Genomic DNA, 288 nt, shown 5'->3' with positions numbered 1-288 from the left:
GCTCGGACTGTCCTGTATTTTGGTTCGTCGCTGGCATTAAAAGTTATAGCCGTGTCGTTCCAAGGGTTTATTCCTGCGATTTGGCAGACTTCGGCGAGTTCGCGGAGTGCCCTTTTGCGCCTATTGTTTGAAGCGAATGTCTTGAAGACCGTCAGTACTTTGAGGTCGTCGTCTTCTAGGGGGTGTTGTTCTGGTGTATTCTTGGTGAGGATATCTTTGCCGCTCTTGGCCACTTGCCGGAGTATCCAACATGCTCTAAGGCTGTGGGTTGGTATGTTATCCGGTGTT

1 protein-coding gene is annotated in these 288 nt (G+C 50.0%); it reads right to left on the bottom strand.

What is annotated here, in order from left to right:
* On the bottom strand, positions 1-233 hold a 233-nt coding region (locus J0A66_RS23010; RefSeq protein ID WP_206576097.1), incomplete at its 3' end, for a hypothetical protein.
* Between the last annotated feature and the right edge of the window lie 55 nt (positions 234-288).

Source organism: Bowmanella dokdonensis (genome assembly GCF_017254865.1).
Lineage (GTDB): Bacteria > Pseudomonadota > Gammaproteobacteria > Enterobacterales > Alteromonadaceae > Bowmanella > Bowmanella dokdonensis.
The sequence above is the reverse complement of the archived record's forward strand: the minus strand, read 5'-3'. Positions and strand labels throughout refer to the sequence as shown.